The organism is Methanobrevibacter olleyae (assembly GCF_900114585.1).
GTDB lineage: Archaea > Methanobacteriota > Methanobacteria > Methanobacteriales > Methanobacteriaceae > Methanobrevibacter > Methanobrevibacter olleyae.
Genome location: NZ_FOTL01000002.1, coordinates 1 through 23,395, shown reverse-complemented (window position 1 = coordinate 23,395; position 23,395 = coordinate 1). Strand labels below are relative to the sequence as shown.

Here is a 23,395-nt window from a genome sequence, read left to right as displayed (position 1 = left end):
TTTGTGCTCTTTAATTTTTGATGCAATTATTTTTATTTTAAAATTTGTGCTCTTTAATTTTTGATGCAATTATTAAATTTTTAAAAAAATTCAAAAAAATTAAATAATAGAACTAATATATTATAAATAAAATTTTTTTAGCTTAAATAGGTTTAAATTAAAATGAATTTTTCTAATAAATATTCGACAGTTTGAAAAATAGTTGAACAGAATCAATACTTCAAATTATTTATTGAATTTTTTTTATTAATTTCATTGAATTATCATTTAATGAATAAAATTAAAATGGGGAATAAATATGGCTGGAACAATGAAAGCTTGGAGAATAAATGAATTAGGAAAACCTCCTGTATTGGAGGATGTACCTATACCAGAACCTAAATTTGGAGAAATCTTAATTAAAATGAAAGGTGCAGGAATGTGCAGAACTGACCTTGAAGTTATTGATGAAGGCTTTATTACAGTTCCATTTGAAGGACCATTCACTTTTGGTCACGAAAACGCAGGGACTGTTGTAAAACTTGGACCGGGAGTAGATACTGTTGAGGTTGGACAAAATGTTATTGTAGACACATTACATGCATGTGGTAAATGTCAATACTGTCTTTCAGGTCGTGACAACTTCTGTGAAGTTGCAAGTGCACGTGGTCTTAAAGAAGATGGGGGAATGGCAGAATATATGATTGCTGATGCAAGAGAAGTTGCACCTTTAGGGGACCTTGATCCTACAGTATATGTAGCATTAGCTGATGCAGGTTTATCTCCATATGGGGCTGTACAAACTGCAAAACCATTTATTCCAAATAATGGTACTGCAGTAGTTATTGGTGTAGGTGGACTTGGATTCTACTGTTGTCAATATTTAGCTTTAACAACCTCTGCTCGTGTTATTGTAGTTAACCGATCCGCTGATAAAATGGCTAAAATGACTGAGTATGGTGCTGATGAATTAGTTGTTCTAGATGATAATGCATATGACAAAATCATGGAATTAACTGATGGTAAAGGTGTAGATGCTGTATTTGACTTTGTAGGTAGAGATAACACTTTAGAACTTGCTGCAAAAATTACCAAAGGATTAGGTCTTATTTCCATTTTAGGTCTTGGTGGAGGAACACTCCCTGTAAGCTGGACTACTGTTAAACCTGGTGTTATGGTAAGATTAACTCAAGGTGGAACTATCACTGACCTTTATGAGATTATGGACTTAGCAAAAGCTGGAAAAATCAAAGTTCAAGCTCAACAATATCCATTTAGTAAAGTTCTAGATGCTCTTGATGACTTAAGAAATGGAAAAGTTGAAGGTAGAGCTGTTATTACCTTTGAAGAATTTGATGAATAAACTTTATAAAGGACTTTTTATGTCCTTTTTTTATCTTTTTTTAGCTATTATTGGAAAATTATATTTGATTTTACTTTTTAGCTATTTCTTTATTTTTTATTTTATTTTTAAACTTTTTTATCTATACTAATTTTTATAATAACCTATTTATTTAAAAAAGACCAATATTTTATTGTATTTTATTTAATTTTAAATTCAATTGTCTTTATTAAATTATTATTGTGATTGTTATGAGAACTTTAGAATGGGAAGATAATAAATTAAAACTTATAGATCAAACTAAATTACCTGATGAATTAACTTATGTTTATTGCAGTACTTACCAAGATGTTATTAGAGCTATTAAAGATATGATTGTTCGTGGAGCTCCTGCAATTGGGGTTTCAGCTGCTTTTGGTATGGCACTTGCTCAAATAGCAGGAGAAGATATGGAAAAGGTAGCAAGCCAAATGAAAAATGCAAGACCTACAGCAGTTAATTTAATGTGGGCAGTAGATAGGGTTATGGAATCTGATGATATCTTAAAAGAGGCATTAGAAATGGCTCATGAAGATGTTAGTACTAATTTAGCTATTGGTGAATATGGTGCTAAGCTTATCGATGATGGTGATACTGTTTTAACTCATTGTAATGCTGGTGCACTTGCTTGTGTAGATTATGGTACTGCATTAGGTGTTTTCCGTTCTGCTTTTAGTCAAGGAAAGGATATTCAAGTTATTTGTGATGAAACTCGTCCAAGGGGACAAGGTGCAAGTTTAAGTGTATGGGAAATGCAAGAAGAGGGGATTCCTGTAAAATTAATTCCAGATGTGGCAAGTGGATACTTGATGTCTATTGGTAAAATTGATAAAGTCGTTATTGGAGCTGATAGGGTAGCTCATGATGGAATTGCAAATAAGATAGGTTCTTTTATGGTAGCTCTTGCTGCAAAACATTTTGATATTCCATTTTATGTAGCAGCGCCTTTTAGTACTTTTGATAAAGAGATCTCTATTTTTGATACAGTTATTGAAGAGAGAGATCCTAATGAAGTAATTTACTATGGTGGTGTAAGAATTTGCCCTAAGGGAACTGAAGTGATTAATCCTGCATTTGATATAGTTCCTAAAGAGTTAATAACTGGTGTAATTACTGAAAATGGAGTTATAGATTTAAATAATTTAGAAAAAGAATTTAAAGATCTTTTCTAAATTGAATTTTTTACTAATTTTTTTTAAATGATTCTTTAATATTTTTTCTATTTTTCTTTATTTAATCCTTTATTATTTTTAACATTTTTTTTAATGAATTCTATTTTTCTTTATTTAATCCTTTATTATTTTTAACATTTTTTTTAATGAATCCTATTTTTCTTAAAGATATTTATTTTTTATCACTTACTTTACAATCAATAGCTACATGCCACATTCCAGGACTTGATGATTTAACTTTCCGAGTATTTAAAATCTCAACTTCTTTATTTTGCTTTTCACAAGCAATTTGAGCTCTTTCTATTCCTTGTGAAAATCCATCTGAAAATTCATAATAATGAATAACTCCACCATCTTTACATAATGAAACTGCTAAATCTAAAAACTCTGGTGCTAAGCCTGGAAGATTCATAAGAAGCCTATCGAATTTTTTACCCTTTAATTCATTTACTGCAACTTCATTTATATCTCCACATATTGCAGTAATGTGAACACCATTTTTTAGTTTATTTAATTCAATGTTCTCTTTTAAGTATTTTATTGCTGTTTCATTGATATCTACTGCAGTTATATTAACATTCTTTTCATGAGCTATTACAATAGGAAATGGCCCAATACCTGCAAACATGTCTAATATTTCTTCACCGTCGTTTGCAGCTTCTTGAACTCTTTTCCTTTCAGTAGCTAATCTTGGTGAGAAGTAAACATTTCTAAGATCTAATTTTAATCTAGTGCCATGTTCTTTATGAATTGTTATAGGATTGTCCTCACCTGCAATTAATTCAAGTTGTCTTGTTCTTATTAGTCCTTCAACTGCACTTTTTTTCATATAAACTGTTTTTCGCCTTGTAAATTGAAGTGTTGCTTCACCGATTTCTTTTTTATGACCTTCAAGATTTTCTGGAATTTCTACAATTACAATATCTCCAATGATATCAAATGATTTTTTTAGATTTTCAATTTCTTCTTCATTAAGTTTATCTTTAAGAACTTCACTTATACTTCTAGGATAACGTTTAACAATCTCTAAGTCATTTTCTTCATCTAAATATACAGTTTCAATTGTAAATTTATTATTTTCTTGAATTAACTCTTTTTTTATCTCTTCGATTATATTGGAAAGTGTATCGTCCTTGTTTTCATATTTGATAGGGATATGTCCGAAACCGTTCTCTATTTTAATTTTGTAATCAAAATCAATGATTTTATATTTTAGTAAAATTTGTCTTGTTGCTTCTATATTTTGCACTGGAATTTTTATAGTTAGCATAGTATCTTTAATTTAATTAGTTTCATGGAGGATAATTCTTATATTTATTTCATATAATTTGATTTAATTAATCAACATTTCATTTAAAACAATAGTTTTTTGTTTTGATTTTTTTGTTTTTCTATTTCTAGCATTTTTTGTTTTTCTATTTCTAGCATTTTTTGTTTTTCTATTTTAAAAACTGGTTTTTCTTTTTCTATTTTAAAAAATTGCCTTTTTATTTTTTTAGTTGTTCTTTTTTGATTAAATATTTAATTTTTATTATTTTTATATTATCTTATCATATATATTGGTTATTTAATTAATTTTATATATATAAAATTTAAAATTATATAATATATTTATTTGATTTCTTTCAGATATTCTGGGGGAAGTTTTTTTATTTAATTTTTAAAAAATTCTATCTAGGTGAAGGTTATGGGTTGCTTTAATGAGACTACAAGTGTAAAGATAAATAAAGAGAAAAAGGACTTAGCAAAGTCTAAAGGATTAAAGTTACAAGATTTATTAGATCATGCTCTTGATGAGGCTTTAGGTTTAGGCTTTACTCCTCTAAGTGAATTAAGAATTATGGAGATTGATAATGAAATAGAATCTTTAAAAATTCAAAAGGAAAAAGCAATGGGTGATTGCCAGAGAAAAATTGATATTCTAGTTAGTGGCTTAATGGAATTTAAAGAAGCTGAAGAAGCAGAGTATGATAGAAAAATAAGACAATTGGAATTAGAAAAAGAATACAATAAACAAATGTTGTATAAAAATTAATGATTTTTTAGAATTACTTTAATTTATTATTTTGGGTTATTATTTTCTCTTTGTTGAAATCCTTTTTCTATTGAAATTGGGCATAAATTGAAAATTTTTAAGTTGCTCTATATTAAATGTAATATTATAAAAATACTTTAAATTCATTTAAACTTGAAATATTACTTAAAAGTTAAAAAATAGTGAACATTACTCTTTTAGATATTTACAGACTTTATCACCTGTATAGAGGCATACTTCAACACAAGGGGATTTATCGTCTCCATCTTTTGAAATATAACCGCAAGTTACAGAACCATATTCATCTTTAAACTCATCAAATAATCTTTTGGAAGCGGAAATGATTTTATTTTCATCTTCACCTAAAAGGCCTAAAGCCATAACTGCACCGGTTACAGCGCCACAAGTACCTTCTGAAAAAGTTCCACCTATACCTCCAGAGAAACCTTTAGCTAAAAGAGCTAATTCTTCAGTAGGTAATCCTGCAACAGCACAAATACCCATAAGAGTTGCCTGTGAACAACTTTTAGTTTTTCTAAATTCTTCTATTTTTGCTACAACTTCTTTAGAATCTAAATCCATAATAATCCCCTCTCTATTAATTTAATCAAAGATTAATTAATTAAAATAATTTTAAAACATTGTTATAGTTAATATGGTTTTTAATATTTATAAATTTTTATAAAATAAACTAAGAAAGTGGCTTTATGAAAATAGAAAAAATGCTAATTAAAAAAAGAAGGGGGGAGGGTATTAAAAATAATTCTTTTTAACTTATCTTCCTTATTAAAACTGAAGTATTGTTTGTTTTTCCTTTTGGAAGTAACATAACTTCTTGATGGAATCCTCGTCTATCTTTTTCAGTTACTGGAGAGTAAAGAATTGCTCTCATACCGGTGTATGTTCTATAAAGAACTGGAGTTTTCTTATCTACAATTTCCCAAACATTAGCAAATACTCTATCTTTAGGTTCTGCAAATGCTGCAATCATTAAAATATCATAGTCTAAATCTGCAATAGTTTTTTCATCACCGGTGATAATTTCTATGCCTTCATCAAGGTCTAAACGCTTTAAAACTTTTCTTGATAAATCTGCAACTTCTTCAAACTGTTCTATACCTATACATTTACAACCAGTAACCCTATTAAACATTATTAATGTTAATGGTAAAGGTCCACTACCTAAAAATACAAAGGTTTTATTTTTATTAAAATTAGCTAGTTGTCTTTCATTTTCTATAAGTCCAATATATCTATCATAGAAGTGGAATGAATCTAAAACAGCTTTAGGATCATCAGATTCTAATATCTTTAGTGCGTTTTCCCTCTCAAGTCTTGCACCGATATAAACATAGAATTTACGAATCAATTGTAAAGCCTTATTCATTTTCTCATCATCAAGAATGTGCTTTGCTGAATCAAAATCTATTTCTTTATCATGAGCAATTACTTCAATTTCATCTAAAATCTTTGTTATTTCATCAATATCAGTACCATTTAATGCAGAAAGGCCTTCATTATCTAAATCACCATAGTTAGAAAGCTTGTTAGCTATTTCTTCAATTTTACCCCAATATTTATAGCAACTCATAATATCACAACATTTATTCAATATAAAAATAGATCATTCTCTTTACAATCAATATAATATTTATTTAAATCTATAATATTTATTTAAATCTTTAATATCTTTATGATAGATGGAATATATCCATAAGCATATTCCATTATTATTTGAGAAAATAAAAAATTTCTAACTTTAATTTCAGTATCATAACCATAACTAAGCTGTTTAGTAGAAAAATCCAATTTATCCATTAAACTATTTTTTTTTAAAAAATATTCTAAATTGTAAAAATTAAAATTAAAAATACTAAAACTAACACTTTTAATAAAAAAATACTATATTAATTCTTTACATTTAATAATTATTTTCCAATATATAAAAATATTTCTAAAAAAAGTAATACAAATGACTTATTTTAATCTAAAAAGTAATAAGTATTACTTAAATTACTTTTATTTATATATTAAGTATAAAGATTAACTGTAAAAAGTAATGTTTATAGGGCCTTAGGATTTGAGTTTTTTTGATAATTGTTGTATGGATGTCTTTGAGTAAAATCCTTGTGATAATAGATTGCTCCTTTAAGCCCATGCTTAAAATTCTATTTAAAGGTTTTAAAAGTTTTTAGAGTTTATTTTTATGAAAAAATTTTATAAAACGGAATTTGCAGATAAATTTTTGAAATATTAAAGAATTTATGGAGCTCTTTTTTGGATTTTTATAGAATCCATAATTTTAAATATTTCTTTTAACAAAATATCATTTGAGTTTCTGGTATCTAAATTTAATCTATGCTTCATTATTATCAGCAATAGTATATTTATAAAGCGTATTATTTAAATTTAATAATAATAAATACTTATTTTTTTATATAACTAAAAATACAATTGTATTTTTAGAAATAAAACTAACTTTTTAGGAGGATGAATAAAAATACGGAAAATTCAAAGGAATTTTTCAATGATTGCTAGAATGAATAAAAATATGGAAAATTCAAAGGAATTTTTTTATGAAAAAATTCAAGCCCCCTAAGATTAAATTATATTAAATTATTTTATTGCATTAAGGAGATTAATTATGAAAAATATGGGATTTGGAATGATGAGATTGCCACTTTTAGATGAGAATGATTTATCTAGTGTGGACCAAGAACAAGTAAATAAAATGGTAGATATTTTTATGGAGCATGGATTTAATTATTTTGATACAGCTTATGCATATCATGATGGGGAAAGTGAAATTGCATTAAGGGAAGGAGTTGTAAAACGTTATCCTCGTGATTCATTCTTAATTGCAGATAAGATGCCAACATTTCTTATTAGTGATGAATCTCAAGTAGAACCAATATTTAATGAGCAATTAGAACGTTGTGGAGTAGATTATTTTGATTATTACATGATACATAATGTTAGTGGCTTTTCTGAAGCTGGATGGAAGTATGTAGATACATTTAGCTTTGCAAAGGAGAAAAAATCTGAAGGAAAAATTAAAAAATTAGGTCTTTCTACCCATGCAAATGCTGAATTTTTAGATAATATTTTAAATGAACATCCTGAGATGGAATTTGTGCAATTACAAATTAATTATCTTGATTGGGAAAATGAAGGTGTTGAATCAAGAAAATGTGTAGAAGTAGCAAAGAAACATGCCTTGCCAATTATTGTTATGGAACCATTAAAGGGTGGTTTTTTAGTAGATATTCCGGAAGAGGCAGAAAAAATCATGAAAGGATATAATTCTAGTGAATCTCCAGTTTCTTGGGCTTTACGTTATGTTGCAGAAATTGATGGAGTGTTTATGGTTTTATCTGGTGCAAGTAGCTTAGAACAGATTGAAGAAAATATTAGATTTATGGATGATTATAAACCACTTAATGAAGCAGAACATGAAATCATTGAGGAAGTTACAGCTATAATTAATAGTAATATTACTGTACCATGTACCAAATGTAATTATTGTATGAATTCTTGTCCTTCTAATATTAATATTCCTAAGTTATTTGATTTATATAATAATGAAATGATTGAGGGACGTAATGGCTTATTCACTGCTGTAGGAAATGCTTATAGAAATTATTCAGTTTTAGAAGGTGTAGGTATAGCTTCTGATTGTACTGGCTGTGAGGCATGTATGAAAGAATGCCCTCAACAGATTGACATTGCAAGCTTAATGCCAGAAATAGCTAAAACCTTTGAAATAGAAGTATATGGATTTACCGACGATTAATTATTGACAGAATATTTGATTATATGAATGTTGTTAGAGGTTTCTTTGATATTTTAAGTGATAAAAGAGTTAATGAAAGAGGATATTTTTTTACAAATAAACTTTTATGGGCTTTGTTTATTCCGCTTTTAATTGAACAAACATTAGAATTTTTTCTAGGTCTTGCTGATTCAATGATGGTTGCATCCCTTGGTGAAGTTGCAATCTCAGGGGTTTCTTTAGTTGACTTTTTAGTTCAACTACTTATTTTCAGTTTTGCTGCACTAGCTACAGGTGGTGCTGTAATAGCTGGTCAGTACTTGGGAAATAACGAAAGAGAAAATGCATGTGAGGCATCAAATCAATTAGTATGGTTTACAGCTATTTTAGCAATTATAATGGCTATTTGTGTTTTATTTGCAAAATCATTTTTAATTAACTTATTGTTTGGCCAAATAGATCAAGATGTATTTAACACTTCAGATATTTATTTAAGTTATATGGCTATTTCAATTCCATTTATAGCTATTTATAATTCTGGAGCAGCTATATTTAGAACAATGGCTAATGCCAAGCTTCCCATGTTAATAATGTTTCTTTGTGATATTTTAAACATTATTGGAAATGCTATTTTACTTTTTGTATTTGGCTTTGGAGTTGAAGGTGTAGCTATTCCTACAGTTATTGCAAGAGCTATTTCTGCATTTGTAATGATTTACTTTCTACTTCAAGATAGATATGAATTGCATATTAAAAAGACTTTAAAACATAAATTCGATTGGAGATTACTTAGGAAAGTTTTAAATGTCGGAGTTCCTTATGGAGTTGAAAATGGGCTTTTTCAATTAGGTAGAATTTTAGTTTTAAGTTTGGTTTCTACATTTGGAACAGTGGCTATTGCTGCAAATTCTGTTGGATATGCAATTGGCATATTTTCAGTTTTACCTGGCTTTGCAATAAATCTTGGATTAACTGCAGTTATTTCACGCTGTGTTGGAAATAATGACTATGAACAAGCTAAATTCTATAATAAGAAGATTTTAATCATTGTTTTCTTATCTCATTTAATAATTAATTTAATCATATTCTCTATTCTTCCATTTATATTGCAGCTATATAATCTATCTCCACTAACTGCTAGTTTAACTTCCCAAATGGTTATTTGGCATGGTATTTTTGCAATTATTATTTGGCCAATTTCTTTTACCTTGCCAACTACATTTAGGGGAGCAGGAGATGCAAAATGGCCAATGATGGTAAGTTTATCTGTGATGTTTATTTGCAGAATCTTTTTATCTTATCTTATTGCAGATTTTTTAGGGATTGGAGTATTTGGAACATGGATTGCAATGTTTATAGATTGGTATGTAAGAGCCGGATTCTATGTTTATAGATACTTTAGTGGAAAATGGATGAATTATAGAGCTGTTGGAAATAGTGGTTGATTGTGGATTAAATTATGGGGTTGTTGGAAATAGTGGTTGATTGTGGATTAAATTATGGGGTTGTTGGAAATAGTGGTTGATTGTGGATTAAATTATGGAGTTGTTGGAAATAGTGGTTGATTATGGTTTATTATTTTAAACAGTTTATTTATCTAGTAAAATAGCTGATTTATAATTATTTTGGAGGATTTTTAATGGAAATTTTAATGATTACAGGTAGTCAGCATAGAGATGGAACTTCAAATGTTTTAGCATGTGAATTTATTAGAGGTGCAGAAGAGGCAGGACATAGGGTTTATAGATTTGATTCTGCTTTTGAGGATGTTTCTCCATGTAGAGGATGTGATTCTTGCCGTCATCATGGCGGAAAATGTATTTATTCAGATTCGATGGATAAAATTTATGATAAAATCATATTATCAGATATGATTGTTTTTGTAAGTCCATTGTATTATTTTGGCCTGTCTGCTCAAATTAAAACTGTTATTGATAGATTTTATTCAATTAATTATGAAATCATGGAATCTACTAAGAAGTCTGCACTACTTGCAACTGCTGCAGATGGCAATGATTGGACAATGTCTGCACTTGAATTGAATTATGATAATATAGTTCGCTATTTAGGTTTTGAAGATTGTGGTAAAATATTAGCTACTTTCTGCTATTTAAAACCGGATATTCTTAATTCTAATTATCCTAATGAAGCTTATGAATTAGGTAAATCTCTTTAAGTTTTTTAATATTTTAGAATTTTTTTCTTTTTTAATATTTTTAACATTGTTTTTTATTATTTTTTTACCTTAGCTATTAAAATTCTTTTATTTAGTAAGTTATTCAAGTATGATTAAATTTAAATATTAGTAATGTATAAAATATTATTAGCTGTTTATTTAAACAGCTACGCTTTTTTTTAAAATAAAGTGGTGATGTATGGTGTAAAAAGGGATGCTTTTTAACGTTTATAGCAGGTTTATGGTGGGCCTGTGTTATTAAGCACCCTTTTTTTTATTAATCTATTTTTTCTTATTTTATTCAACGATATCAAAAATTTAATTATTTAAGTGATTTTATGTTTTATTTAGTTGGTTTAGGATTATTTGATGAAAAAGACATATCTCTAAAAGGTGTAGAAGCATTAAAAAATGTAGATAAAGTTTATGCAGAATTTTTCACCTCTCGTTTATTTGGCTCTAATTTTGAAGCTATTGAAGAGATCATTGGAAAAGAAATTATCGTACTGGATAGAACTCAAGTTGAAGAGGAATCAATATTTTTAAAAGAGGCAAAGGCTATGGATGTTGCATTAATTACTGGTGGGGATCCTTTAATTGCTACAACCCATTCTGATTTTTTAGTTGAATGTGCAAGAGAGGGTATTGATTTTGAAATAATTCATGGATCTTCTATTTTATCTTCAGCACCAGCTATTTCTGGTCTTCAAGCTTATAAATTTGGTAAAGTAACAACTATTCCATTTCCAGATTTAGAATATGATTATTTTCCTAAATCTCCTTATATCTCTATTGAAGATAATTTAAAAATGGATATGCATACTTTAGTCCTTTTAGATATTCAAGCTCACAAAGATAAATATATGACTGTTAATGAGGGCTTAGAGAATTTAATGACTATTAATGATAATCTTGATAGAGTTGGACTTATCGACGAAGAGACTTTAGCTATTGGCATTGCAAGAGTTGGCTCTAAAGATAATCTTCTAAAGGCAGGATACATTAAAGACTTAATAGATTTTGATTTTGGCGGTCCTCTTCACTGTATTGTAATTCCTTCTAAATTGCATATTGTTGAAGCAGAATATTTGGTAGAGCTAGCTGGAGCTCCAAAAGAGATTTTGGATGATATATAATTAAGTATTTTTTCTTTATTTCATTTAATCTATTTCATTTAGCTTATTTTTTCACTTCATTTTAATTTATTTCATTTAATCTATTTCATTTAGCTTATTTTTTCACTTCATTTTAATTTATTTCATTTTAATTTGTTTTTCAATATAATTATTCGTTAATATATAAATTAATTTTAAAAAGAGAAATTATTAAAAGTTGGCTTAAAGTATATTATAAAAATGCAAAAATAGAAAAAAATTAGAAAGAACATAGTAGTTGTTTGTTAGTTTCTAATCTTTTAAAAAATTTTTAAAATTTATTTTTTTAAAATATAAATCATAAAAATTCCTTTTTACTATGTTCTTTATATGAAAAGTATTATAAAAAAATTTATAATATTCTTCATCTCCTAATGGATATTAATCCCATATTTATTTTTATTCTTTTTATTTATAAATATTTTCATATTTCATTGAATTATTTTAATATATTATTCAATTTTAAAAATTTTTAATTTTATATAAAAAATAATATATTCATTCAATAAATTTTAAAAATATTTATTTTTAGTCTATTAAATTAATTTCTTATTTTTAATATGTTTAAAAAATTTCTTAAAAATATTAAAAAAACTAGCTATAAAATAAGAGGATATTTATTATTATACTTCTATAAAAATTAATAAGTATTTATAGTATTTAGGTAATTTGTAATAGTGTATTATTTATACTAGGTATAAATAACAATTTTTAAGGTAATTTATATAGGACTTTTTTATAAAAGATAATAGATTTAAATACCCTCTTAAATTAATATGATTAATAAATTATTTTTATTGGAGATTATAAAATTTATTTATCATATGATATGTAAGTTTATACACATCGTATTATATTATGTTGTTAAAGCTTATAAATCTTTCCTTTATTTTGTGATGTGGTGTATTTTTTTTTAAAAAAAAATTATCTTTTAATTTTATTTTGTTTTAGTTCATATCTTTTGGGGCTTCCTACATCTTCATGTGCTTCGTTAAGAATGTAGAGAAAAATTCTTTTATTGATATTGTATTTTTTAGAAAACTTTTTATAAAGAGCGTATTTACTTCTTCTATTTCCCAAATAATCTATTTTTTCTAAGTACTCTTTTTTAATTTCTTCAATTGGACTTAGATTTTGTGTCTTGTTTGAGGAGTTCATAAGATAATTCCTTTTTTTTAAAATTTAGTTAATTTCTATAATTTAATATGTTTATAAATTATATAAAATTTTCTTAAGTTTTCCCTAATATTTTTCTTATTTTACTAAATAATCATATTTTAAATACTAAATATTTATATTAGATTAAATTAAATATCATATTCTACATATGCATATTATTTTTTCTAAACTATAATGTCAATTTATTAATTTTTGCAACAATACTATTAATTTCAAGAGTTATTGATGGATTAACACATATATGAGTATAGAGAAAGTAAATAAGCTAAGGTTTCTCATAGGTTTACAATAAGCTAAGATTTTTCATAGGTTTAATTGAAGCTTTAGAATTAGGAATGTTAAATAAAATCTTTAAGACACTTAATTTATATTAAAATTATTGGGGAGATTTAAAATGAGTTTTATAGATGATTTGAGAAAATGGAGTAGAAGAAAAAAACTACTTTCCGTGGTAGTAATTTCTTGTATTGGAATTATCATCATTGCTATGGTCATTGGGAGCTTTTTCCCATATAAAAATACCTCTACCATAACTGGTGAAATTGGTTCAAATAGTACAGAGGTTACTAAAGTGTGGGATGAAGGAACTTATAAAATAGGTTCTGATTTACCTCCAGGGGAATATAGATTCATACAAACCTCTAATTTTGGAGGGTCTGTTATAAGATATTCTGACTCTTCGATGGAATTGGATAGTATTATTAGCAATGATTCAACTTCTTATAAAGGCTCTATTGTTTATGTTTTAGTAAATGAGGGAGAGTATTTGAAAATAGAAGGTGGCAGAATTTTTCTCTTTTATGTTCAATAATTTTTTTTAATTTATTTTATTTATAAAAATACTATTTTTAAATTATCACCATTTTACCTGCGTTTGTTAGGTAATATTTTTCATATTGTTTGGTTTGACCTACTAAGCCATCTTCCATTAAAATATTAATATGTTTATAAACCATCGCTCTTGAAATTCCAACATTTTTTCCAATTAATATTGCAGTTTGTTCTGACTCTGCAAGTGTTTTAAGGATTTTTAATTTAGTTTTAGATAAATTTATACTTAATCTAGGCATTTGGATAGTTTGATTATTAAAACAATAGTAAATATAATCTACTCCTTCTTTATTTGCTACAAAGTTTAAGATAGATCCTAAAAAGTTTCCATCTGTAGCTACATAGATTTCATTATCTTCTTTAGAAGGCCTTATTATATCTGTTAATTGTTTTGAAGCTTCAATTGCATTTGTAGTACTTATTTTAATGTTTTCTTTAGTCATGTACTGATCAAGTAAGCTTGTTTCATTGTAATTTGTATAAACAGATATTAATTTATCTATTCTATTTTTCATAGCTATATCTAAAAGTTCTTTTCCTTTTAGATTTGATATTAGAATTTTCATATAATAACTCCAAAAACTAAGCTTAGAATTTTCATATAATAACTCCAAAAACTAAGTTTAGAATTTTCATATAATAACTCCAAAAACTAAGTTTAGAATTTTCATATCATAACTCCAAAAACTAAGTTTAGAATTTTCATATCATAAGTTCGAAAACTAAGCTTTTTTTAAAATTTTAAAAATATTTTTACTTTTTCTATGTTTAGATTCTATTAATAATTTTTATATTATTGTTCAATATAAAATTATTTTTATTATTATTTTGTTTAATTTTAGTTGGCACTTTCTTTTCCTACTGTTGCTGATTAGTAAAGTCTTTAGATATTTATATTTACTTAAAAATCATTTAACTTATTTTTTTAAACATTGTTTAATTATTTTCTAATTAAATAAATATTTTTTAATTTTTTTATTTATGATTAATAAATATTGAAAAATTTATAATAACATATTTGATCTTTTATTTATATTTTTTAAAATTTTCTTTTTAAAAATTTTATTTTTTTTTAAATTTTTTAACCATAAAAAATTAGGTGATTTATTAATAAAGTATCTATATTTTTTATTATTGTAATTCATTTATATTAAGTTTTTTGTTTTGTCAATCTTTAAAGTTGACTTGTATATATGTTTTATATGCTTTTATTTTAATTTTTAAGCTTTTTAATTTGCAATATTTTATTTATTTCTAAATTTCTTTTAAAGGATTATAATTTGTATACCTTTAATATTTAATTGTAAATGAAAAATTTTTAAAAATAGGTAGCTTTATATTGAATATTATTCAATTTATAATTGGGCATCAAAAATCGGAAAAGGTTTGCCACTATCATTATAACTTAGGTCTTTTATATAGCATCACTATATCTAAGATTTAAATTATAATTATGGAAACCTTATCTGAAATGTCCTAAGATATTATTTGAATTTATTTAAATAATAGTTTTTTTACTAATAGTTAATCTAAACTAATATTTACTTTTATTGCTTAGAAATAGTTAAAAAAAAAATAATTAATGTCTTTTGTAGTTAAGTATGGTTAGTTGAAATATAGTTGAATTTTGTATTAGCTATTTTTAGTCAATAATAATTAATTATTAGTTTAATTAATTATTTTTAAATTTAAAAATATCTTTAACTTATTAATTTTTAATTAACTTTTAATTAATCTTTAATTTATTAATTTTTAATTTATTTAAAAAATGGAGAATAGATCATGTCATATGTTGATGAAGTAATTGACTTAATTGTTAGAGAAAACCCTGATGAACCTGAGTTTCATCAAGCTGTAAAAGAGGTATTAGAGTCTTTAAGAGTTGTAATTGAAGCTAATGAAGAACAATACAGAAAAGATGCACTTTTAGAAAGATTAGTTAATCCAGAAAGACAATTTAAATTTAGAGTCCCCTGGGTAGATGACAGCGGACAAGTACATGTAAACACTGGTTACAGAGTACAATTTAATGGTGCAATTGGACCTTACAAAGGAGGTCTTCGTTTCCACCCTTCTGTAAATGTAGGTATTATAAAATTCTTAGGGTTTGAACAAATATTTAAAAACTCCTTAACAGGCCTTCCAATTGGTGGAGGTAAAGGAGGATCCAACTTTGACCCTAAAGGAAAATCTGATAGGGAAATCATGGCTTTCTGTCAAAGTTTCATGACTGAACTCTCTAAATATATTGGTGCTGATACTGATGTTCCTGCTGGAGATATTGGTGTAGGTTGTAGAGAAATCGGTTATTTATTTGGCCAATACAAAAGAATTAAAGGATTATACGAAGGTGTACTTACTGGTAAAGGATTAAGCTTTGGGGGATCTCTAGCAAGAACTGAAGCAACTGGATATGGTTTATTATACTTTGCTAATGCAATGTTAAAAGCTAATGATGAAACTTTAGAGGGTAAAACCGCTATTGTATCCGGTTCAGGTAATGTAGCTATTTATGCTATTGAAAAAGCTATCCAGCTAGGAGCAAAACCTGTAAGCTGTTCTGATTCTACTGGTTGGATTTACGACCCAGAAGGAATCGATGTAGAATTGTTAAAAGAAATCAAAGAGGTAAAACGTGAAAGATTAACTGCTTATGCTGAAGCACGGCCATCTGCTGAATACCATGATGGTAAAGGTGTATGGACTGTAAAAGCTGACCTTGCATTCCCATGTGCTACTCAAAATGAATTACAACTAGAAGATGCAAAAGCTTTAGTTGAAAATGGTGTTATTGCTGTAGCTGAAGGTGCAAACATGCCTACTACTATTGAAGCAACTGAATACTTACAGGAAAATGGTGTATTATTTGCACCAGGTAAAGCTTCTAATGCTGGAGGAGTAGCTACTTCTGCACTTGAAATGTCTCAAAACTCCCAAAGATTATCTTGGACCTTTGAAGAAGTTGATGCAAAACTTCAAGGCATTATGGAAAACATCTTTCTAAATGTAGATGCTGCAGCTAAAGAGTATGGCTTTGATAAAAACTATGTAGTTGGAGCAAACATCGCTGGATTTAAGAAAGTTATTGAAGCAATGAATGCTCAAGGAATTGTATAGATTTAAATCTATTCTTCCTTTTCTTTTTTATTTTTATTTTCATTTTTTATATTATATTAAATATCTTTTTTTATCATATTTTATTAATTTTAACTATTTCTTAAATCTTTTTTATTATATCATTTTTTTATAAATATTTATATTTAGTTAAAATCAACTTATTATTATGTTAGAACTAAATGATTTACTAGATATTTTTAATGCTGGTGATGTATTAATTATGGATGAAGAAGCTTTAGATGCTTGTAATTATTATAGTAAAAAAGCTCAAGAAATTACTTGTGAATTAAATTATAAATATCATGATTTTGACAAGAGAAGAGAATTGTTTTCTGAATTGATTAATCAAGAGCTAGATGATGAATTTAGAGTTTTCACTCCATTTTTTACAGATTTTGGAAAGAATATTCATCTAGGTAAAAATGTTTTTATTAATGCAGGATGTAAATTCCAAGATCAAGGAGGAATCACAATTGGAGATGATGCATTAATTGGTCATAATGTAGTTATGGCTACTTTAAACCATGATGAAAATCCAGAAAAAAGAGCTAATTTGATTGCTGCTCCAATAAATATTGGCGATAAAGTTTGGATTGGCTCTAATGCAACAATTTTACCTGGAGTTACAATAGGTGATGGTGCAATCATTGCTGCTGGAGCAGTTGTTACAAAAGACGTTGGAGAAAATTCAATCGTAGCTGGAGTTCCAGCTAAATTTATTAGAAAAGTCAAAACTGATGAATAATAATGTAAAGGTGATTATTTGGCAACTTTTGAATCAATTGAAGAGGCAAGAGAATTTTTTAAAGGAGATAAGTTTGCAACAAATATTGGAGTTCATCTAGATGAGCTTAAAGAAGATTCTTGTGTTTGTAGTTTAGAACTTTGTGATGATTTTAGAAATGCTTATGGTGCTGTGATGGGTGGCGCGATTTTCACACTTGGTGACTTTGCTTTTGCAGTTTTATCTAATCAATTACATAGGCCAACAGTTGGCCTTCAAGTTAGCATAAATTATTTAAGTGCTTCAAAAGGAGAAAAGCTTATAGCAAAGGCTTACTATCGTAAAAATGGAAAAACAACTTCTGTAATTAATGTTGATATTTCAGATGATACCGGTAGAGATATTGCACAGTTTATTGGAACTGGCTATAAAATGTAATATTTATTATTTAGATATCTGATTACACTAATACAACTCAATTAAAAAATGTAGCTTTTATTATTTAGATATCTAATGATACCAGTAATAATACAAATCAATTAAGCAGTGAAAAATCAAAATCTTATTTTTCTATAAATTTTGGTGCTAAATTAGCTTGATGATAAGTTTTTTTGATAATTTGGACTATAATAGATTAAGGTAAAATTAAAATTAGATAATTATTAGGCTTATGGATTTTGTACTATAAATTCAATCAAATAATTCTTTAATTAAGTACTTAGTTTTTTCATTAGAGTTCATATTCTGAATTTCATAATAATTTAAGAATCCCTTTTGGATATCATATATGAAAAACATCTTTCCATTTAGTATTCCAATATCAACTCCCTTAAAGAAAACATATTTTAAATATATGCTTACTAGTTCATTTGCTTCAAATTCTCCTTCAAGATTTGCAAATAAATCAGATACGAACATATCATGTGCTGTAAAAGTATCAAAACGATAATAGTTTTGGCATGCCCTTTCAGCATTATTCAAGCTGACCTCTAAAGTATGAAATAATTTTTCAAACAATTTATCATTTATATTGAAGTATTTATCTTTTAACTCTTCGCTTATTTTTTCTTTATCTAAAAATTTATTTATTCCAATTTTTCTAATCCTTTCTTTATATTCAATTATTTCTTCATTAATAGAGTATATTCCCTCTTTATCTGCTTCACAATTTACATTAATTCCATTGACTTTTCTTCTTTCTTCATACTTTTTATTTCTATAGTTTAATTGCCTAGCTTTAGTTTCTCTAGTTGATTTTCTGATTTTTATTGGAGGAATGATCTTTTTAAAGAAGTCTACCTTAAAATTATACTCTGTATAATAATCATAGTCTCTTTCTAGATACTCACTATAATTTTCTTTATTTGCCCTACAGTTATTTAGCTTAATTATTTTTCCAACTATTATTCCAAATAAAATTCCTTCTTTAAATATTTCATCGTATGCTTGCTTTATTTTTTCTCGAAGCTCGTCATGTTCATACTTAATCAAGTCATTAGATTCAAGTAACATTTCGAAGTCTATATTTACATCAATAAGGTAATTGTCTATACTATCTTCAACTCCTATGTCTTTTAAAATAGGTTCGGTTATTTCTAATTGCTTTGTGTAAAGTTCATAAATTTCATTTATTAAATAGCTCATATCATCACCTTTTTTAATTGTTTTTAAGTGAAATTTTTTATTTTTTTCTAGTTTGTTTGGGTTTATTTTTTCTAGTTTGTTTTTTTTGGATATTTTCTTTTAATTTGCTTTATTTGGCATGTTTTTTAAAGATGTATTCGCTGTGTTCTTTTTGAATATACATCATTATTTCTGTTTCAGATAGGTTTTTTAATAGGTCATAAGGCATAATGTTTTTTTTAATATCTTCAATAACTAGTCTAAATCCTGCCCTTATCCCAATTTCCATACCTGTATCTATCATAAGTTCAAAATAGTCTTCTATAATTCTCTTAATCTTGTATTTTCCATATTTATCTTTAAAAAATCTAGATCTTGTTAGAGGCTTTAGCTTTTCAGAATCAATTATAATTCTTTTTTCAAATTTGTATTTTGCCTTTTTTCTATCGATTTTAAATTCATTAAAAAATTCTTCAAAGAGCATTTTCTTTAATTCTTTATGGTTTTTATCAATTAGTTTAGAGATAAAAGCTAGTTTGCTTATTTCAATTTCAAGTTCGCTAGGTTCTTCATGCCTTGAGATTTTAACTCTTTCTATTCCATTTTCCCATTGTTTTTTAAAGTCATATTTTACCACATCAAACTTAGGAAAATACTGTTTATATTCTTCTAAATCAGTATCAATTATTTCATTTTTATTCATATCTAACTCTAGAACTTTTTTTATCATATGTGCTTTACCAAAACCTAGACCTAATAAAATTCCTTCTTTCACAATTTTTTCATAAAAATCATCGATAACCTTAAAAGAATCAAGTTCTTCATTTAACAGATTCACACTATCTAAAATTACTATTAAATCATGATTTGCATTAGGGGTTGAAAGAAATTCTCCATCAATCCCAAAATCTTTGGCCAGTAATTTAAAATTTTCCCTTTCTTGCTTTTGGTAATTTTTAAAAATTTCATCAATCATCATTTCACCTTAATTTGACTTAATATTCTTTAATTTTTTATATATCTTTCTTATATAAATTATTAACTATTTTAAAAAGTTTTTAGAATATTATAATCAAATTAAATCAATTTAACGACTTTATTTTAATATTGATATCATTTTGTTATTTTTATATAAAATACGAAATAATGACCTATGATTTATGTTGTTTTATTTTGGAAAACAATTGCTTTAAAGGAGTCTTTAAAAATTTTTAAAATTGTTTTGATTTTAAGGCTTTTAGTTTTTTTTTAAAAAAGTAGTTTAAGAAAAGTAGCTTAATAAAAATATTTAAAAATAATGGAAATTTTAAGAAAAATAGTTTTAAATAAAAATAAAAATTTTAAAAAAATAATTTAATTATGAGTTTAAAAATAGTTTTTTTATAAATAGTTTTTTTTTAAAATATGGAATAAGTCTTATCATATGGGGTACTATATTAATTATTTTTAAGAATAAATGTCAGATATAAAATAATTAATTTAGTGATAGATTAAATATATAGTTTAATTAATATCTATTTGAAAAATTAATTGGATATTTAATTAGATTGCTTGAATTTAGCTCTGCTTTTTCTTTTTATAATTTGGTTTTTAGATGTTTTCATTTTTTTATGATTTAATCTTTTTACAGATTTTTATTCTCTATCTAATCTGCAGCCAATTTTTACAGATTTTTATTCTCTATGTAATCCACAGCCAATACATTCATGAATTGGATTTCCATATTCATCAACTTGATTACAGTCTGCTTCTACTTGAATTTGGTCTGGTCTAGGATTCTTCTCTTGAACAATTATTGAAAATGAGGAATAACTATCTTTATCAGTAACTGGTGAGATTCCTCTAAAAACATATTTGAAGTCTCCAGTATTGCTAATATTGAATTGAATATCTTCCCCTAAATTAAATTCTTCAAAGTATTTTATAATATCTCTTGATTCTTCAATTGGCACACTAATATTGATTATCATAGATTGATCTTTTTCATATATTTTTACTCCATTTGAATTAATGGATAATTCTTTTGTTCTAGGGCGTTTAATATTTCCATATTGTTTTTTAAAAGTTACATAATTATTTTCATCCATAATATCACATCAATTTTTAAAACTAATTTTTATATAATTTTATTAATTAAGATATTTATTTTATTCTATTTTATCCTATTTTTAATTTTTTCTATTTTATTATATTTTATTATATTTTTTTAATTTTTTCTATTTTATTATATTTTATTATATTTTTTTAATTTTTTCTATTTCTGTCTATTTATATATCATAATTCAATATTTTTCTATCTATCTTTTATTTTTAACTTTATATAGTTAATAGATAACTTTTTTAGATATAAAATTAAAATTAAAATTAAATTAAGAGTTATTTATATAAATATTGATTAATATATATTCATAAGTAATTAAAAAATATTTAAAGACTTTTGTGGTAGTATGGATGATGAGAAGATAAAACACTATGATGGGGTAGATTCTATTTTAGGTAATCCTAGAATTGCTTTATGGAAAATGTCTATTCCATTAATAATTTCATTATTTATCACAAGTCTCTATGGTGTTATAGATGCTATTTGGGTCTCTGGTTTAGGTGCAGATGCTTTAGCAGGGGTTGGCTTTGTTAGTCCGATTTTTATTGCACTAATAGGTATTGGAAATGGTTTAGGTGCAGGTTCTGCATCTGCTTTATCGAGATATATAGGTGAAGAAAATAAGGAAAAATCGGATAATGGAGCCATTCACACAATTTTAATAACTATAGTCATTTCTATAGTTACTACAACTATTTTGTTAATATTCTTAAAAGATATCCTTCTTGCAATGGGTGCAGGAATTACAATAAATTATGCAATGGATTATGGAATCATTTTATCTATAGGTTCAATTTTGATAATTTTGTCTAATTCTTTATATGGTATTTTAAGAGGGGAAGGTGATGCAAATAGAACGATGTATGCAATGCTGTTTTCTTCAATTTTAAACATTGTTTTGGATCCAATTTTCATTTATGCCTTAAATCTAGGTCTCAAGGGAGCAGCTATTGCAACATTAATTTCTTTATTATCTGTAAATTTAATATTGTTTTATTGGTTTTATATAAAAAAAGACAGTTATTTAAAACCGTTTTTATCTAATTATAAATTTAATAAAGGTATTACTATAGATATTTTAAAAGTAGGTTTGCCTGCAAGTTTAGAATTAATAAACAATGCCTTATTTGCAGCGTTATTTTCACTTTTGTTAGTTAGGGTAGCTACAACTGATGCAGTAGCAGTTTATTCAACTGCTTGGAGAGTGGTAACAATTGCAACAACTCCAATGCTTGCAGTAGCAACTGCTTTAATATCCGTTGTTGGAGCTAATTATGGAGCTAGGAAGTATGAAGAGATTTTAGTAGCTCATAGATATTCTATGAAGATAGCTATTTTATTCGGTTTTATTGCTGCTTTAATAGTTTATATATTTGCACCGCAAATAGTTTCAATATTTGCATACACTGGTACAAGTACAAGATTAAGTCCACAACTTATTGCATTTTTATCCCTTATTGTTATTTATTTTCCTACAATGGGATATGGAGCAACATCTACATTTGTTTTTCAGGGAACTGGTAATGGTATAACTGCTATGTTTCAGACAATTTTAAGAGAAACTGTATTTACTCTTGGCTTTGCTATACTTTTAGCTGTTGTTTTAGATTATGGAGAATATGGAGCTTGGTGGGGAATAATCCTTGGTGAATTGCTGGTAAATACAATAACGATGATTTGGGCAGATCTTCATATTAAAAAGCTGATAAAGTATAAGAATATTACTATAAATTCTAAAAATTAAACGGAGTTAGTAGATTTTAAAATTATGCTGATTTTTTTTATTTATGAACTTTTTTGTAATTTTTAAAATTGTGCTGATTTTTTTTATTTATGAACTTTTTTGTAATTTTTAAATTTATTTAGGGTCCTAGATTTTTTCTAAAAATTAGAGCATTTTTTGTTCTTATTTTCTATGTTTTCAATACTCTATGATTTTCCATAGTAAAAATACAAATTTTATGAACGTTATTAACGTAAAAAGTGCCTTTACAATCGTTAAATTTAAATACTATGTTAAACATATATTTATTTAGTGAATTAACATGAAACATAGTATTAAATTTGATAATAAAGACACTAAATATATTATATTGGTTAAAGCATTTAAATTTATCGACTTGTGAAAAATCTAAAAAAATTTACGCAAGT

Annotated in this window: 20 protein-coding genes and 1 pseudogene; 12 read left to right on the top strand and 9 right to left on the bottom strand. The window is 26.1% G+C overall.

The window, feature by feature from the left end:
* Positions 1-298: 298 nt before the first annotated feature.
* Positions 299-1,342 carry an NAD(P)-dependent alcohol dehydrogenase gene (locus tag BM020_RS00760; protein ID WP_082762146.1) on the top strand — a complete coding sequence of 348 codons (1,044 nt, stop codon included), beginning with the start codon at positions 299-301 and terminating at the stop codon, positions 1,340-1,342.
* Positions 1,343-1,572: 230 nt separating this feature from the next.
* Positions 1,573-2,532, top strand: coding sequence for an S-methyl-5-thioribose-1-phosphate isomerase (gene mtnA, locus BM020_RS00755; RefSeq protein ID WP_074797897.1), 960 nt, complete (start codon positions 1,573-1,575; stop codon positions 2,530-2,532).
* Positions 2,533-2,704: 172 nt separating this feature from the next.
* Here the strand turns inward: mtnA and BM020_RS00750 are convergent, their stop codons facing one another.
* Complete coding sequence (locus BM020_RS00750) at positions 2,705-3,802, bottom strand: class I SAM-dependent methyltransferase (protein WP_074797893.1); 1,098 nt, start codon at positions 3,800-3,802, stop codon at positions 2,705-2,707.
* Between the two features lie 417 nt (positions 3,803-4,219).
* On the opposite strand from BM020_RS00750, the gene BM020_RS00745 reads away from it, so the two are divergent.
* Entirely contained in the window at positions 4,220-4,567 is a 348-nt protein-coding gene (locus BM020_RS00745; protein WP_067147317.1) for a hypothetical protein, read from the top strand.
* A gap of 189 nt (positions 4,568-4,756) precedes the next feature.
* On the opposite strand, the gene BM020_RS00740 is transcribed toward BM020_RS00745, so the two are convergent.
* From BM020_RS00740 to BM020_RS09960, 3 genes and pseudogenes are all read right to left on the bottom strand, one after another.
* Positions 4,757-5,149, bottom strand: a complete 393-nt coding sequence (locus BM020_RS00740) for a C-GCAxxG-C-C family protein (protein WP_067147311.1) — start codon at positions 5,147-5,149, stop codon at positions 4,757-4,759.
* A gap of 187 nt (positions 5,150-5,336) precedes the next feature.
* The gene (locus BM020_RS00735; RefSeq protein ID WP_067147309.1) at positions 5,337-6,158 is read right to left on the bottom strand and encodes a nicotianamine synthase family protein; all 822 of its coding nucleotides are present in this window, start codon (positions 6,156-6,158) and stop codon (positions 5,337-5,339) included.
* A 567-nt stretch (positions 6,159-6,725) separates the two neighbouring features.
* Positions 6,726-6,934 (bottom strand): annotated as a pseudogene (locus BM020_RS09960) (IS5/IS1182 family transposase); the annotation flags it as partial.
* Positions 6,935-7,211: 277 nt separating this feature from the next.
* Here BM020_RS09960 and BM020_RS00730 point away from each other — a divergent pair.
* The 4 genes from BM020_RS00730 (at position 7,212) to dph5 (ending at position 11,651) form a co-directional block, all read left to right on the top strand.
* Positions 7,212-8,360, top strand: coding sequence for an aldo/keto reductase (locus tag BM020_RS00730; protein WP_067147307.1), 1,149 nt, complete (start codon positions 7,212-7,214; stop codon positions 8,358-8,360).
* A gap of 23 nt (positions 8,361-8,383) precedes the next feature.
* A complete protein-coding gene (locus BM020_RS00725) occupies positions 8,384-9,784 on the top strand; it encodes an MATE family efflux transporter (RefSeq protein WP_067147305.1) in 1,401 nt (466 codons plus the stop codon).
* 194 nt (positions 9,785-9,978) lie between these two features.
* Entirely contained in the window at positions 9,979-10,515 is a 537-nt protein-coding gene (locus BM020_RS00720; RefSeq protein ID WP_074797890.1) for a flavodoxin family protein, read from the top strand.
* 338 nt (positions 10,516-10,853) lie between these two features.
* Complete coding sequence (dph5, locus tag BM020_RS00715) at positions 10,854-11,651, top strand: diphthine synthase (protein ID WP_067147301.1); 798 nt, start codon at positions 10,854-10,856, stop codon at positions 11,649-11,651.
* Between the two features lie 942 nt (positions 11,652-12,593).
* Here dph5 and BM020_RS00710 read toward each other — a convergent pair.
* The gene (locus BM020_RS00710; RefSeq protein WP_067147299.1) at positions 12,594-12,827 is read right to left on the bottom strand and encodes a hypothetical protein; all 234 of its coding nucleotides are present in this window, start codon (positions 12,825-12,827) and stop codon (positions 12,594-12,596) included.
* A 415-nt stretch (positions 12,828-13,242) separates the two neighbouring features.
* Here BM020_RS00710 and BM020_RS00705 point away from each other — a divergent pair, with 415 nt between their 5' ends.
* Positions 13,243-13,659 carry a hypothetical protein gene (locus BM020_RS00705; RefSeq protein ID WP_074797887.1) on the top strand — a complete coding sequence of 139 codons (417 nt, stop codon included), beginning with the start codon at positions 13,243-13,245 and terminating at the stop codon, positions 13,657-13,659.
* Between the two features lie 37 nt (positions 13,660-13,696).
* On the opposite strand, the gene BM020_RS00700 is transcribed toward BM020_RS00705, so the two are convergent.
* Entirely contained in the window at positions 13,697-14,245 is a 549-nt protein-coding gene (locus BM020_RS00700; protein WP_067147296.1) for a winged helix-turn-helix domain-containing protein, read from the bottom strand.
* Positions 14,246-15,461: 1,216 nt separating this feature from the next.
* On the opposite strand from BM020_RS00700, the gene gdhA reads away from it, so the two are divergent.
* The 3 genes from gdhA (at position 15,462) to BM020_RS00685 (ending at position 17,958) form a co-directional block, all read left to right on the top strand.
* On the top strand, positions 15,462-16,796 hold the full coding sequence (gene gdhA, locus BM020_RS00695; RefSeq protein ID WP_074797885.1) for an NADP-specific glutamate dehydrogenase: 1,335 nt from the start codon (positions 15,462-15,464) through the stop codon (positions 16,794-16,796).
* Positions 16,797-16,962: 166 nt separating this feature from the next.
* Positions 16,963-17,541, top strand: a complete 579-nt coding sequence (locus BM020_RS00690; protein ID WP_067147293.1) for a sugar O-acetyltransferase — start codon at positions 16,963-16,965, stop codon at positions 17,539-17,541.
* Between the two features lie 18 nt (positions 17,542-17,559).
* Entirely contained in the window at positions 17,560-17,958 is a 399-nt protein-coding gene (locus tag BM020_RS00685) for a PaaI family thioesterase (protein WP_067147292.1), read from the top strand.
* Positions 17,959-18,210: 252 nt separating this feature from the next.
* Here BM020_RS00685 and BM020_RS00680 read toward each other — a convergent pair whose 3' ends face one another.
* The 3 genes from BM020_RS00680 to BM020_RS00670 form a co-directional block, all read right to left on the bottom strand.
* Positions 18,211-19,164 (bottom strand): hypothetical protein, encoded by a 954-nt coding sequence (locus BM020_RS00680; protein ID WP_074797881.1) that lies wholly within the window; start codon positions 19,162-19,164, stop codon positions 18,211-18,213.
* 109 nt (positions 19,165-19,273) lie between these two features.
* Positions 19,274-20,119, bottom strand: a complete 846-nt coding sequence (locus BM020_RS00675; protein WP_074797878.1) for a hypothetical protein — start codon at positions 20,117-20,119, stop codon at positions 19,274-19,276.
* A gap of 697 nt (positions 20,120-20,816) precedes the next feature.
* Positions 20,817-21,230 carry an HAD family hydrolase gene (locus tag BM020_RS00670; RefSeq protein ID WP_074797875.1) on the bottom strand — a complete coding sequence of 138 codons (414 nt, stop codon included), beginning with the start codon at positions 21,228-21,230 and terminating at the stop codon, positions 20,817-20,819.
* A gap of 360 nt (positions 21,231-21,590) precedes the next feature.
* On the opposite strand from BM020_RS00670, the gene BM020_RS00665 reads away from it, so the two are divergent.
* Positions 21,591-22,988, top strand: a complete 1,398-nt coding sequence (locus BM020_RS00665) for an MATE family efflux transporter (protein ID WP_067147285.1) — start codon at positions 21,591-21,593, stop codon at positions 22,986-22,988.
* Positions 22,989-23,395 lie beyond the last annotated feature (407 nt).